This window comes from Rhizobium sp. AQ_MP (assembly GCF_014237835.1).
GTDB lineage: Bacteria > Pseudomonadota > Alphaproteobacteria > Rhizobiales > Rhizobiaceae > Allorhizobium.
This window is the reverse complement of sequence record NZ_JACJVI010000015.1, coordinates 65007-78828: the sequence shown is the minus strand read 5'-3', so window position 1 is coordinate 78828 and position 13822 is coordinate 65007. Positions and strand designations below refer to the sequence as shown.

Below are 13822 nucleotides of genomic sequence, written 5' to 3'. Positions count from 1 at the left end.
AAACGTTCGTTTGTCGGACACGCATTTTCCGGTTCGCTGCACTCTCCGCAACGAAACGGGAAGATCAGAGAATGGCGCGAAGAGCACTACTGAGCGAGGCATGGTGGCAACAGGCGACGATCATCCCGGATGACGAAAGGGAGATCGCCAAACATTACACGCTGGATCGATCGGATCTCGACCTGATCATGCGACAGAACAAGACCTCGAATAGGCTGGGCCTCGCCTGTGTTCTGGCCACGCTACGATATCCGGGCCGACCGCTTGCGGATGGCGAGGTCCTGCCGGCTGGCGTCTTACGATTTCTGGCGCGGCAGATCGGCGTCGATCAACATGAGATCGATCGTTATTTCGAGCGCCCGCAGACGCGGCGCGAGCATCTGGCCCTGCTTTTCGACAGAATGAAGATGCGTCCGTTTGTGCCTTCGGACGTGCGGGCACTCACAGGCTGGCTGACACCTGCCGCGCAAACCCTGCGCCAGGCCGATGTATTGGCGGATATGGTGGTGGAAGAACTACGACGCAGGAGAATCCTCTTGCCAGCGCGGCCGGCGCTCGAAGCCATCATTCATGTGGCGATCAGGCGCGGCATTCGTATTGCTCATCGGGCCTTGGCCGGCGGGATCTCAGAAGGCCAAAAGCTCGATCTGGACAAGCTTCTCGATCCGCGTGAGGGGACAAGCGTGACCATCCTTGCCTGGGCGAGAACACCGGCATTGTCGCCAGCCGCCGTCAACCTCGACAGAATTGCCGAGCGCATTCGCTTTCTCCGGTCTCTGAACCTGCCGACGACGTTGATGGATCGCATTCCGGCCAAGGTCTTTGACGAATTTGCTGCAGAGGGGACGCGAATAAGCGCGCAGCATCTGCGCGACCTTAACACCGAACGCCGACATGCTGTCCTGGCTGCGACAGTGCTCCACCTTTCCCGCCATCTCACCGATTGCGCGATCGACATGTTCAAGAAACTCATGGGCATCCTGACGCGGCGAGCCAATAACCAGGCGGCTGCTCGCGTCACCCGATCCGTTCGGGAAGTGCAGAAGCCGTTGAAGGACGTTTCGAAAGTCTGCCATGCGATCATCGAGGCCAGAGAGAAGGGTGAGGACATGGCCAAAGCGCTTGATCGGGTCATCCAATGGCCAGCTTTTACAACCAGTGTCCAGGCGGTCGATACGCTGATCGCGCCGGATGTTATCGACGGTAAAATCGAAATGCTCCAGCGCTATCCGACGATCAGGAAACTGGCGCCACAGTTTCTCTCCACGCTCGTGTTCCGCGGTCACGCCGTGGCGGCGAACCTCTTGCGGGCGCTATCCGTGGTCGCGGGTCTATATCGTACGGGCAAAAGGACCATACCCGACAAGGCACCGATCTCCTTTGCGCCGAAGGGCTGGATGCCTCTCATACTCAAAGATGGAAAGATTGATCGCAGGGCTTATGAGCTTTGCCTGTTCAGCGAATTGAAGCGCCGGCTCGATGCGGGCGATGTCTGGGTGGAAGGAGCCAAACGCTTCCAGTCTTTCGAAAGCTTTCTCATTCCCACGCCGACATTCGAGCTGATGCGTGAGGAAGGACCGCTTCCAATCGCCGTTGATACCGATGTCGAGACGTATCTTCGCCAACAGCGCCAGCTGCTGAACGATGGACTGGCTGACCTCTCGCGTCTGGCCGCAGCCGGCGAGCTCGACGATGTAGAACTGACCGGGGCGGGGTTTAGCGTCACGCCGCACAAGGCTATGTTTCCGGACATCGCCAAGTCGCTGAAGCTAAAGGTGGAAAGCCGTCTGCCTGCGATCCGCATCACTGACCTTTTGCTCGAGGTTGACGCCCGAACGGAATTTTCGAACGCCTTTACCCATTTGCGCAGCGGTCGGACGGCCGACAACAAGCTTGCGCTCCTCACCGCCATCCTGGCGGACGGCATCAATCTCGGTCTCACGAGAATGGCGGACGTTTCCCCCGGCATTACGATGCGCCAACTCGCCTGGGCGCACGACTGGCATATTCGCGAGGAAGGTTACACGGCCGCGCACGCCATTCTCGTCAACGCCCAGAGGCAATTGCCTCTGGCAAGCTTGTGGGGCGATGGAACAACGTCATCCTCCGATGGCCAGTATTTTCCGGCGGGCGGACACGCCGAGGCGATCGGCGACCTCAACGGCCGCTATGGTCCCAACCCCGGCGCCAAATTCTACCGGTTCACCTCTGACCAGTACGGCGCTTTCTACATCATCGCCATGAATGCCAATGCGAGCGAAGCCATCTATGTCCTCGATGGACTGCTCTATCATGGCAGCGATCTCGCCATCGAAACCCACTATGTCGATACCGGCGGGGTAAGCGATATGAGCTTCGCCCTTTGCCATCTCGTTGGTTTCCAGATTGTGCCTCGGCTGCGCGGTCTCAAGGATCGCAAGCTCTATCTCTTCCCGGGCGACGCGCCTCCCGAAAACCTGGCGCCGCTCGTTGGCGAGCACATCAACGTCGAGCGGATCAAGGCAAACTGGAACGACATCCTGCGGCTGGTCACGACGATCCGTTCCGGGCAGGTTCGGCCTTCGACGGTGTTGGCGAAGCTGTCCGCATTCCCACGCCAGAACGGACTGGCGTTGGCGCTACGCGATCTCGGTCGCATCAATCGGTCCATCTTTCTGCCCCAGTGGTGGCAGAACCCCGAAATGCGCAGGAACGCGACGGTCGGCCTCAACAAGAGCGAATCCCAGAACACCTTGGCCCGCGCACTGTTCTTCAATCGCCTCGGAGAATTGCGCGACCGGACTTTCGAGAGCCAGTTCTACCGAGCATCTGGACTGAACCTGCTAATCAACGCCATCGTCTACTGGAACACACTCTATCTCGAACCGGCGTTCGCCGAGCTCAACCGAGATGGCATTCCCACGCCGCTTGACATCATCAAACACATTACCCCACTCGGCTGGCAGCACATCAGTCTCACCGGCGATTATATCTGGACCCCAACAGACGGCGTTGATCTCAGGCCATTGCGGCGCGAAACATCTATCCTCGCAGCGTGATCACCATACGTTCTCAAAAGTCGGACAGATCCAACACTTTCGTGTCGTGACGCCAGGATTGTTCGCCAGCTCGACACGAAGCGCCGCCGTCTTCTGAGCGGTCAGGTCCTCGATTAAAGCCGCTGAATGGGTCAGCCCCGTAGATTTCGAAGAGCCGTCAGCTTCCTCGGTCGCCCCGCCTTGCTTCCCTTCCGTGGCCTCGGCCTTCTTCTTGTCCTCGTCGCGGACGAGGCCTCTCAGCACGGACAGCTTGCCCCAATGGTCGATGGTAATGATTGCCCCCGACATTGCGAGGTCTTCGTCCCTATAGGCTTCCTCGCGCTTCTGCAGGACGGCGATTTCCTGCTCAACAGCAGACAAAGCGGCCTCGGCTGCCTCATCCTCCTGATCTGCATCGATCTGCGCCGCCAGTTCGTCATACCGCTCAGTCAGAGCGTCAAGCTTGGCTTGATCCTCGTCGCTGAGGTCAATGCGCTGAGGATAAACCCGGCCCATCTGATAGATGTTATCCGGCTGCTGAGCACACCACTCAACCCATTTCCAACCTTCGGCCTTTACGGTTTCGGCCTCGGCTTCTAACTTCTCGGCAACCAGCTTTTCCAGCAATCCGCTATCGCAAGCAAAGCCGCCTCCCTGCTCGGCAAACAGGTCCCGGCGCACTGGACCGCCAGCCGCCTCATAAGCTTCTATCCCACCGATCAGGGTGAGCCGCTTGTCGCTTGCGGGGACTTCATCCGCTGCGAGGCGCCGCTTGATCGTGTTGGCGCTTCGATCCCATGATGGAAGGGCATTCCAGACCTCTTCCTGTCGAACGTGATCGTCAGTGATGGTGAAGGCGGCAAGCTGCTCAAAGGTCATGTCCTCGGCGCGGAACGCCGCGAACAGGACAGGGGAAACCTTTGCCAGCGCAAGACGGCGACTGACAATGATCTCGGTTGTCCCAAATCGGGCGGCGATGTCCTTGATGGACTTGCCCTCATCGAACAAGGCTTTGAAGGCCTCGAATTGGTCGGCGGGGTGCATTGCCTCCCGCATCACGTTCTCAGTTAAGCTCAGTTCGGTTGCGTCACCCGCCTCCCGAACGATGACATTCACAGCGTAATCAGAAGCGATCTCGCCCCGCTCAGACAGAAGATTGAGAGCGGCGAGGCGGCGACCGCCAGCCGTCACGAGATATCGGCCCTTCGGTGCCTTGCGCACCACAAGGTTTTGGATGACGCCATTGGCGAGGATCGACGCCGACAGGCTCTCGATGCTCTCCTTGGTATAGGTCTTGCGGACGTTCTTCGGGTCGGCGTCCAGCTTGTTCAATGCTACCGCGATGATGTCGCTCATGGTCTCTTGCTCCAGTGTTTTCCCGTTTCCCTTGGGAGCAAGCCCCGCTAGTGGGCGAAGCCTCTGCCTTCGTTCACGAAGGATGTGCCCCCACATCCGGCGGAACGAAGGGGGAGGGCGTAGCCCGCTCCCGTTAGGATGCGGATCGGGTCATGGGGCGGGAGGAAGGAAAAACGGAAGGTTTGCCGGCGTGACGGCGAAAGCCGTTTTTCCTGACGAGCGACAGCGCTCGCGCGCTTGCCCATTGGCGCGATCGGCGTCCTATCGTAAGAGCGGACAGAGAGAACTTGAGATGAGCATCCGCTTCGCGGATGCGCGATTTTGATGTGAGCCGCCCCTGGGCGGCTCTCCGCAGAAGGATCAAGGCTTTGCAATACGTTCTCGCATCTGCGGAACACGACCACATCGTGATCGCTCACTACTTCGCAATATGGGAAAGCTACGGCACGCCACCAGAGTACCTGCGAACTGATGCAGACCAGGTCGCGCGTTCGTTTCTCGAACATGGTCGATCCGAAAGAAAGTTGGCGAGCTTCATAGCCATGGACGGCGACAAGCCGGCCGGCTCAGTAAGCTGTCAGCTCCACATGGTGCCATACCCTGCCGTCCTGAAGCAGGAACACATGCTCCATGGCTACATCTGGACCGTGTACACCGATCCGGCATACCGAGGCCAAGGGATTGCCAAAAAGCTGATGGCCCTCGCTGTCGAACATCTGAAGGATATCGGCTGCACGACGATCGTCCTTCATTCGTCAGACGCCGGGGAGAAGCTGTACCGCGGCATGGGATTTGAAATGGCGAAAGAGATGCGGTTGAAGTTCAAGACAGTATCGTGATCGAGATCTGCCCGCTGCGCTCCGAGTGATGAGCGCTCCGCTCCTCGGGCAGCTCTCCATTTCGACTTGATTTGAAGTGTCGATAGCGGCGGCGAGCCGCCTCGCTCGGATCGATCGGCGCCAGTCCGAGATCCGAGAAAGACAATGAAGAACATCGGAGCTTTCAGCATAGCGCCGCCCCTCCTTCAGGGGCGGGAAAGCGGGAATTCTCGACACGGTTTTGACGGAAAAAGGGAAGCCGCAGGAGGCTTAGCATAGCGCCGCGAAGCGGAAGCCGGGACCGACTTCCCCCGCCAAAACCGTTCCTTGCTTTTAGAGCTTAGGCGTAGCGTTCATAATGTAGTGGGCGATCTGAAAGAGCTGCTCAACAGTCGCAGCCAGGTCAGCAGAGGCTTGCTGGATCTCTGGCGGTTGGGACGGATCGCCGGCGAGATCGCCAGCCTTGGCGATGATATCCTCGCAAGGATCTGCGATACTGTGAATGAGCTTCAGTAGCTCCTGGGCGGTTGCCTGATCCACCAGTGCCTGTCCTACGTCGTTTCCGGGCACCAAAACCCTATGGAGCAAGCGGACTGAGGTCCAGAGGCTTCCTAAGCGGGTTGTTAAGCTGTCTCTGCTGAAATGGCGGAATGGTAAAAGGACCGCGAAAGCCGCCGAAACCGCTTCTGACGGAAGATAAGGCGCCGCTGCGAAGCGGACGCCTGAGACCCCGCGACCCAGAGCAGCCGCGGCTCCTGTTCGATCCTATGCCGGATCGTGTCGAACCTTGCCTAGCTGTCTTGAGGAACCGCCCGCCGAAAGGGCCCGAATGGTCTTACGATATCAAGTGGGACGGCTATCGGATTTCTGTCCACCGGGAGCTATCCAAGGTGAGGATCCTGACACGCGGCGGCTTTGACTGGACGGCGAGATTCCCGGCCATTGCGTCAGCGGCGGCCGCTCTTGGTCCGGCGACTTTCATCCTCGATGGTGAAGCCGTCATGCTCGACGATATGGGGCGATCAGACTTCGGGCTGCTGCAGGGCTCGCTTGGCGGCCGGACCGGAAAGCAACCGGCTGGAACCGCGCTCATGTTCGCGTTCGATCTCATGTACCTCGACGGGCATGATCTGCGTAAGCTAGAATTCGCCGCACGGCGGCACATCCTTGAGGATCTGCTTGATGAGGCCACAGGCGCGATCCGCTTGTCAGAGGAAATCAACGAGGATCCCGAAAGGCTGATCGAACACGCTTGCGCGCTGGGCCTGGAAGGCATCATCGGCAAGCATCGTGATCGCCCCTACAGACCGGGCAAGACTGGCGACTGGATTAAGATCAAATGCGTCCAGCGCGAAAGCTTTGCTATCCTCGGCTACGAACTGTCGTCAGCTATGCCAGATGGCTTTGGAAGCCTCCTTCTCGGCGCTCTCAGAGGAGGTGAATATGTGTATGTTGGAAGTGTCGGAACTGGCTTTAAACATCAGCAAGCGCGAGCGTTGCGACAGCAGCTCGACAAGCTTAAAACGAACAAGCCGGTGATCCGCTTCAAAGAGAAGGCCCGGATCGCGACAGCGCCAGCGCTCATCGCTGAAATCGACTTCCGGGGATGGACGTCCGATAAAAAGCTGCGACATGCATCATTCAAGGGACTTCGCGATCCTGAAGACGCCGGCGCAGTATATTCACTCGATGTCGGTGAGCCCTAACCGGCGAGATTGGGCGGAGGCATGTTTCTGCGTAGAGCAGCGATGAGCAGGTCGAGATCGCGATTGGCAGCCGCCGCCAGCATGAGGTTGTCAGCAACCTCGATAATGGCGGAGAGGACTTCTGTCTCCTCCCATCCTTGGCGCGAGGCGTCCTCTACCAGGTCCTGCAAAACCGTCTCCACCGCCATCTGACATACGATATGGCGGCTTTCACCCTTTTCGGGTGGCGCTTTTGGACAGTCTGTCATCTTCCAGCAAATATGCTTCCTGCGGGCGCGTGCAAGGCCGCAGGTACGGGATCACGACGGATAGGCCGCACCCTGCAGGGCAGGGTGCGGCCGTTCCTCACTGAGGCTTGTTGTCGTTTCCGGCCTTGCTGTTAAGCTCGACTTGATAGCTGAACTCGACCTTGGCGATGAGCGGAAGCATCACGGCGATGGAGAACCGAAGTTGGCCCTTGTGGGACAACTTCGCGATTTGCCGGTTGATGAACTGGCGAAGGCGACGGCCGGTTTTCTGGCAGAAGGTTACGAGCGTTTTCATCAGAGGTTCCTCCTTAGTGGTTGTGCGTAATCGCGAAGCTCGAATACGGCTGGAACCGCCGAGTGCATCGCGCAGCGATCGCAACGGAGCGAAGTGGAGAGGAGAACCCTTTAGGGTTGCACGCCAAGGCGGGGCCTGACGTATCGTGCGCAGCATTAGATTACGTACGGCCACTAAGGAGCGGCCTGAAAACGCGGCCTTCGTAGCCCCGGCCGTCGTCTTCGCCTTCAACCGGCAAATCGTGATCCGGCCGCCAGGTCGGATCTCCATCGCCGTGATGCTGCAGCGGTGGTTGAGCTCGCGTCGACGCTCCTAGCCGGAAACGACAACAAGCCTCAGTGAGCCGTCCCGCTTGCGGGGCGCGTCCGTCGTGAGGGGGAAGGGGAGTTTGAGGGGAGGGGCCGAAGGGGGCTCCCCTCATTGCGGTTGGGTGCCGCTCGATGCGGCGCTCAAACGCACCGGATTTCGAACACAAAAAAACCGGTCGCGAGAACGGACCGGTTTCGTAAACCCAGTCTATTTAGCCACTTGTTTAACGTGGCTGCAAGCCGACCGGCCAAATCACCACGGGATAAGGCTGCCTTACGCCTTCGCGGGTCTTGCGTCAATTAACGGGGTTTGGTTTGGTTTCAGGTGCGTGATTTGTAGACGCGATGGCTTCCACACCCATCGACTAGGCGGGTCCAAACCGGCTGGGCTGTACTGTAAATCGCGAAGTCGAGAAGAAAGGAGCGGCATCCAAAGCCGATTCCCCTCTTCTCGGCGCTTCCGAACCCGTTTGGAGCGGGTACCATATCCTTGTCGCATGGCCCGCCGTCTGACAACCGATCCCGCAAGGTTTTTTCCAATGTGTCCCCGCTTTTGTGTTTGTAGGGCACTCATCTGCTGCGAGACGACGCCTACATGGCGCAGCCTTCCTTCAACAGAAACCGCTTCAGGCTCCATCCGGCTCCCAAGATGTAGGGTGGCCGCCCAAGAGAGTAGTGCCCGCAATTCAGCCGCAGCACGCTTACTCTGGCTCCGGCATTCTGCAGCCGCTTTAGCAGGCGTTCTGACAGGTCCGGCAAAACAACCGTGTCCCTCGATGCTAGGATGACATGAATTTCGAGGCTTGGCCGCGCCAGCTTGTCTACATGGTTTTCAAGATTGAGTGGTGCCCACGCTCGTTGCAGCTGGGCAAGGGTAAGATGCGGCTCGAGGCTCTTCCGGATCGATCGGGTTGCGCGCCCGGTCCATACCATTTCGGCAAGGCTTCCGGCCGTGAGGAAGAGCGACGCCCGAGAAACGGCGGTCTCATGCGCCGCGACCAGTCCGGCTATCCAGGAACCAAGACTCATCCCGAGGACGGAAACATCCCGATACCCCTCGCGCTTCAGCCAGCGGATAAGCTTACGCCCGTCCCATACAGCCTGTCTGACGGCCTGCACCGTTCGGCCGAGATTGGCGCTGAGCATGTAATCGGCATAGAGCGAGCCTGGGCGCTTGCGCTCCAAGTGGTAAGGCATGGCGATCTCGATAACCGTGATCCCTTGCCGGGAGAGGAACCCGGCAATCTGCCGGTTCCGGCTTTCGGCGTTCCAGTGATGGAATATCACGACTGCCTTATCGCGTTTTCCGCTCTCGGTGATCCGGGCCCACGCAAGGTTGTTTTCAGCGACATCGGTTGGAACGTCGGAAGGGAATGTAAGCAAGCCGTCTCGCAGCTCAAACGCATCGTCACCTGTGTCGGGCGGATCGAAGAATCCCGGATCAGCAGCGGCCCTTTCCGCAAGAGCGCAAAACTCATCTACCGTTTCAACCGCGCCCATTCCGGGGAACGCGCGATCGGCGTCCAGAATGAGATCCGTGACCTTCTTAGCCTCTTCGCCCCGCTGAGCGCGGCCTTCGTCCCACCGATCTAACCAGTTATGAAACATGGCTGTCGCTTCTTATCTCGCCGGCTCGCCAACCCGGGCCGAATTCTGGATCGAGCAGGCCATAGGTCGCGATCAGTCCGGTAACGATCAGCAAGATCGAGAACCCATCGAACGCGTCGATCAACATATATGACGCGAATAGCAGAACGATAACGGCTGACATCTTCCACAGCGGCCCACGGAGCCGGTTGTCGTCACCGATACGGATTGCTCCGTACACAAAGACGCTGCAGCTCGAGAGTGTTACGAGCAAGCTGCTGTAGTGGGTCGGAAGCCTGTATTCGAAGATGCGATCACCATCATCGTAAGCGGTCAGCGTTGCCCACACATCGCGCACCAACCATGTTACGAAATCGGGGCCTTGAGAGGCGAGATAGGCGCTTTGAGCCTTCATGCAGATGGCGGCGAGGACGACAAGAACCGTGCATCTGAAAACGCCCCGCATGACCCTTAAACCGATATCGCTAGTCGTGGTTTCCTGATCGGGCCGCAGCCTGGGTTCTCTTTTCAGCTTCCATAGATCGTGGACGATTGTGTGAAGCAGGATCAGGCCAGCGAATAGCAGGTAGAAGCTAAATGACATGTAGAGATAGGCGAGGGCGGTAAACACGATGGCCGCCGGCGTCGATACAACATCGGGCCGGATGATGCCGATCGTCCCCCAGCTCGGCGCGAAATCCTGCTTTTGTTCAAGCAGCGGGATAAGCTGCACCCCGATCCATTGAACCACGCCTGCGAACAAAATGCAGATGACGAAGACTGCCCAATAGGTGTGGGAATTGGTCTTGAGATTCTGCCTCCAGGAGTCGCCGCTAGTCGGACGATCGACCTCCGACAGAAACCTCAGACGGCCATCCTGTTTCCAAAAGCCGAGAAGCTCGATCACGAGCGCGAAGAACAGCGGCAACAGCACCATGAAGAGGAAGGTCCAGTTCGGTGCCCAGAGAAACCCAACCTGCTTCTCGACCCCATCCGCCCGCGTATAGGTGATGCTGTGGATCCCCAGGATGAAGGACAGGAACCCCAAAGCGGACGAACCGGCAAATATGGAGGCTGGCAAGTTGAGGTGCGCCTCGTGAGAGAACATCCCTTCGGTCTTAAGGGCGAGGCTTGAACGTCGCTCGGCCGGCATGGGTTGTAGGTCTACCGAGACGACAGGGGTTAGTGGAATCTCTTCCTCGGCTGGCGCCGACATGTTACGCAGCGCGGTCGTAGCCGGGCTACCACTTTTCTTTTTGTCCCGTCGCTTGGCGGTCAAGCGCGCTTGCGCCGCGCTGAGCTCCGCCATCCACTCATTGGTTGCCTCGCGATCGCCGCAACCGAAGATGCGTGCCAGCCAGCGGAGGTTGGCTGTGCTGATGCCTTTGTCGTTCTCCTGAAACCAGAGCTGGACCGTCCGAAGATCCACTCCGGCACGGTTGGAGTCGATCCTGGAAATGGTATCAGCGAGCAATTCCGGCGTCCAAGGTCCTTGCGGAAAACCGTCATCGCCCAAAGGTCGGCCGGCTCCAGCTGCGGCCATTTGCTTGAACAGTTCCTTGAAATCGCTCCCGTCGTTAGGCGGCGGGACAAAAATCTTACCGTTTTTTTCCAATGACTTGCGGGTCCGGATTTCGTTTCGTTTCGTATCCTATCGTGCCTTCTGTTTCGTGCAATGGTCTTAAAGCTCCTCCAATGCAACTTGATCCGTGAGGCATCTGCCATGCTACTCTTGTCATCCAGTTCGCGTTCGACCCGTGGCGCAAGAACCACCGAAGACCCCACGCAGCCGTTGGGCATATCTGCGACCAAGTTCATTGAATCAGAAACCGCAAGTAGTGCGACGAATGATGCCCCTTCTCTCCGCGAACTGATCGATCAGCACTCCGCAGCGGTTCAGGACGCCAAAAGTGCGAAAGCAGGACGCCTGGCACTCCTCAAGTACCAACCTAAATGTGCCGGAGAGGCCAGTCTGAAGCTGGCCTATCTGACGAGCTATTTAATTGCGACAAAGAGCTCTCTGACGGCCAAAGAGATGAGAATGCTGGCGAGTCCTCGGGCTCGCCGTCCTCAATGACATGAGGAACCGTGCCGTCAGCTCGGGCGGGAGGGGAGCCGAGGGGAGGGGCAAGGGCTCCCTTCGGGCGAACCGCAGCCCGCTCGATGCGGCCAGGTTCGCAATGGCCAAAAAGGCGACGGGGCCAGTTCATTCGAACCAGCCCCGTAACTACATCAGACAACTGTCAGCGCACCAATCCTAACCGCTCCCCAAGGCTGGGCGGTGTCGGCGTTCCCGCTTCCTTCGTCATCGCGATTATGGCGTCCTGCGTCAGTCCCTCCACCTGGTAGCCAAAACGGCGAGCGCTTTCGATGATCGATTCAAGGCTCGGGTGCTGCTCAAGAAGCGTCCCAAACCATAGTGCATATTCATCGGTTTCCTCGTCTGGAAATGCCTGCAGAAAGAAGGTGCGTAACGGCGGGTCGTACCCGATCACGGCGTTTTCGTCTGCTTCCTCGTCTGTTCTTACGGTTACGGTGTAGCGGCTCAATGGTGATCCTCCTGATGAGCGGGCCGCGTCAATGGCGCGGCCCAGGGGGCTATTTGAACAGCGGCATTGTCCGCTCATTTTTCAGGCTGGCGCGGTCTGTCTCAAACCGATAGCCGTCCCAATCCTTCCATGCTTCCCAACCAGTCGCGGTGGCGCGTCCGTACCAGACGCGCACCCTGACTTTATCGTCTCCGATTTCCTCGACAACCTCGACCGTATGGCTTCCGCCCAGACCGGACGGCGTATCAAACACCACAACGGCGCGGCGCTGGCTCTTGCGATTCATTGTTCTGGTCCTTTGGTTTCCGGGCTGATCAAGCGGCGCTGTCGCCGCTGATCGATTTCAAGACGCACTTGGCCGCATAGCGTCCCGCCTCGTTCAAGTTGCGCTGCCATGCTCCTTGTGAGGGGGACCAGCGGAACCCGTGAGATTTGAGGGTGCGCCGCGTCTGCTCGTCGGGCTTGCCGGGAAAGAGCAACTGAATGCGCGCCATGTCGGCATTTTCCTTGACCGTGACGGCGCCCGCCTCGGTCTCGATGTCTTCGGCCCGGTCGCCGCGCTTCTTCATGACCGCAAGCGAAGCAAGGCGGGATTGCATCCGGCGAAGCTCTGCGCGGGTGTTGGTGGTGGAAAACCCACGCCGGTTCTGCCAAGGGGCAAGCTGGACGCCACGCGCCGCCCTCTCTTCGTCCATGCCGGTTTCTGCGACCACGCGGGCCAGAATGTCGGCTTCGCTTGCCTGATCCTTCTCCATCCGGCGAATGATGACGTTCGCCCGTTTCATCCGGTCGATGGACAGGGCCAGGTCTTCAATCCGCGAGGCAATGCGCTGCATAGCGGCAGGATCACCGGAGCGGATCGGCTCATCATCGGTCCCATGAGGAAACGCCTTGCGCTTCGCCGCCTTTTTCGCGGTCGCAATATGGGCCAAGATATCGGCACGGCGGGCGTCTGAAACTCGCATCCGCTTTTCGTTGCGGGCCACGGGAAAGCGGGCAGGACCGGTGATAAACCAGTTCATGCAACGGCCTTCCGCTGCCCAATATTTGCGGGTGATCTCGACATGACGGCGGGCGAACGCCTCTAGTTCAGCTTCCGGCGGGGGCAGTTTTGCTTGCTCCCACAGCTCCACCATGTAGGCGGCAAAGTCGTTCAGGCGCTCTGCCAGCCCCTCAAGTTCGGAGACGGTGCGCCGCTCCGGAAAATGGGTGAGGGCATGGAAGCTATGTTCGATGTCCTTTGCCGCGATGGTCGCGGCAAAGGTTCCTGCGAGAATGGAGAGGGTACGGTTCTCGACAACGGCAACGATCATTGGACGCCTCCCTTAATCACGGTCGGGGTGCGGCGCTCGATGCGCGTCTGAAATCCAATCAGCACACCGGCAAGAATGACCCCTTTCGGCGTATGTTCGTCCTGTTGGGCAAACACAGGGTCCAGGACAGGCTTGCAACATTTGAATCGGTTGGCCGCTTCCTCGATGCTGATTTGCGGCGGAAGGACGTGTGCCCCGTCCAGACTGGTAAGGACGATTTTTCCGGCCAATGGCTGCGGGTAGCCGTCAAAGATGGTGAAGGCGGTCAGGCCATCCCGCAAACCCTCTTCATCGACGATAAGAACATGGTTGCTATCGAACGGCACAACTTCGACTAGCTGGCAATTAATCAAGGTGTAGGTTTGGGAGAACGCGCTGGGCGCTTCCACATCCACGGCCTGAATGGTTTCAGTGTGGGGGTCCACAACGTAAACGGTCGTTTTCCTCGTCATTATCTAGCCCTTTCTGTTCCGCGAAGCGGTCTACTCATGCCCTCGTGGGCAGGAGCCCCGCTCCTGCTCCCGAGCTCGCGCGGAGCAGCGGGGGAGAGGGTGGCAAGGGGATAAAAACGGAGGGGGTTCGCCCGCCCGAGGCAAAGCCGAAGGGGCGTCGCGTGAGCGGCGAT

Annotated in this window: 13 protein-coding genes and 1 riboswitch; of the genes, 3 read left to right on the top strand and 10 right to left on the bottom strand. The window is 58.9% G+C overall.

The window, feature by feature from the left end; all coding sequences use genetic code 11:
• The first annotated feature begins 71 nt into the window (after positions 1–71).
• Positions 72–3038 (top strand): Tn3 family transposase, encoded by a 2967-nt coding sequence (locus H6M51_RS19185; protein WP_185811454.1) that lies wholly within the window; start codon positions 72–74, stop codon positions 3036–3038.
• Here H6M51_RS19185 and H6M51_RS19180 read toward each other — a convergent pair whose 3' ends face one another.
• Entirely contained in the window at positions 3039–4373 is a 1335-nt protein-coding gene (locus H6M51_RS19180; RefSeq protein WP_185811423.1) for a ParB/RepB/Spo0J family partition protein, read from the bottom strand. It lies immediately after the preceding gene.
• 311 nt (positions 4374–4684) lie between these two features.
• Here H6M51_RS19180 and H6M51_RS19175 point away from each other — a divergent pair, with 311 nt between their 5' ends.
• A complete protein-coding gene (locus tag H6M51_RS19175) occupies positions 4685–5212 on the top strand; it encodes a GNAT family N-acetyltransferase (protein WP_185811422.1) in 528 nt (175 codons plus the stop codon).
• A 312-nt stretch (positions 5213–5524) separates the two neighbouring features.
• On the opposite strand, the gene H6M51_RS19170 is transcribed toward H6M51_RS19175, so the two are convergent.
• Positions 5525–5731, bottom strand: a complete 207-nt coding sequence (locus H6M51_RS19170; RefSeq protein WP_185811421.1) for a hypothetical protein — start codon at positions 5729–5731, stop codon at positions 5525–5527.
• A gap of 110 nt (positions 5732–5841) precedes the next feature.
• On the opposite strand from H6M51_RS19170, the gene ligD reads away from it, so the two are divergent.
• On the top strand, positions 5842–6897 hold the full coding sequence (ligD, locus tag H6M51_RS19165) for a non-homologous end-joining DNA ligase (RefSeq protein ID WP_185811420.1): 1056 nt from the start codon (positions 5842–5844) through the stop codon (positions 6895–6897).
• On the opposite strand, the gene H6M51_RS19160 is transcribed toward ligD, so the two are convergent.
• The 8 genes from H6M51_RS19160 to H6M51_RS19125 form a co-directional block, all read right to left on the bottom strand.
• Positions 6894–7067 carry a hypothetical protein gene (locus H6M51_RS19160; RefSeq protein ID WP_185811419.1) on the bottom strand — a complete coding sequence of 58 codons (174 nt, stop codon included), beginning with the start codon at positions 7065–7067 and terminating at the stop codon, positions 6894–6896. The two genes, ligD and H6M51_RS19160, sit on opposite strands and share 4 nt — an antisense overlap.
• 175 nt (positions 7068–7242) lie before the next feature.
• Complete coding sequence (locus H6M51_RS19155) at positions 7243–7440, bottom strand: hypothetical protein (protein ID WP_052642493.1); 198 nt, start codon at positions 7438–7440, stop codon at positions 7243–7245.
• A gap of 499 nt (positions 7441–7939) precedes the next feature.
• Positions 7940–8018, bottom strand: a riboswitch (SAM riboswitch).
• Positions 8019–8339: 321 nt separating this feature from the next.
• Positions 8340–9356, bottom strand: a complete 1017-nt coding sequence (locus tag H6M51_RS19150) for a S9 family peptidase (RefSeq protein ID WP_185811418.1) — start codon at positions 9354–9356, stop codon at positions 8340–8342.
• Entirely contained in the window at positions 9346–10950 is a 1605-nt protein-coding gene (locus H6M51_RS19145) for an RcgA family putative transporter (protein WP_185811417.1), read from the bottom strand. Before H6M51_RS19145 ends, H6M51_RS19150 begins: the two co-directional genes overlap by 11 nt.
• Before the next feature lie 628 nt (positions 10951–11578).
• Positions 11579–11884 (bottom strand): hypothetical protein, encoded by a 306-nt coding sequence (locus tag H6M51_RS19140; RefSeq protein WP_185811416.1) that lies wholly within the window; start codon positions 11882–11884, stop codon positions 11579–11581.
• 49 nt (positions 11885–11933) lie between these two features.
• Entirely contained in the window at positions 11934–12170 is a 237-nt protein-coding gene (locus H6M51_RS19135; RefSeq protein ID WP_185811415.1) for a hypothetical protein, read from the bottom strand.
• 28 nt (positions 12171–12198) lie between these two features.
• Positions 12199–13197, bottom strand: a complete 999-nt coding sequence (locus H6M51_RS19130; protein WP_246780579.1) for a hypothetical protein — start codon at positions 13195–13197, stop codon at positions 12199–12201.
• On the bottom strand, positions 13194–13649 hold the full coding sequence (locus H6M51_RS19125) for a DUF3846 domain-containing protein (protein ID WP_185811414.1): 456 nt from the start codon (positions 13647–13649) through the stop codon (positions 13194–13196). Before H6M51_RS19125 ends, H6M51_RS19130 begins: the two co-directional genes overlap by 4 nt.
• Positions 13650–13822 lie beyond the last annotated feature (173 nt).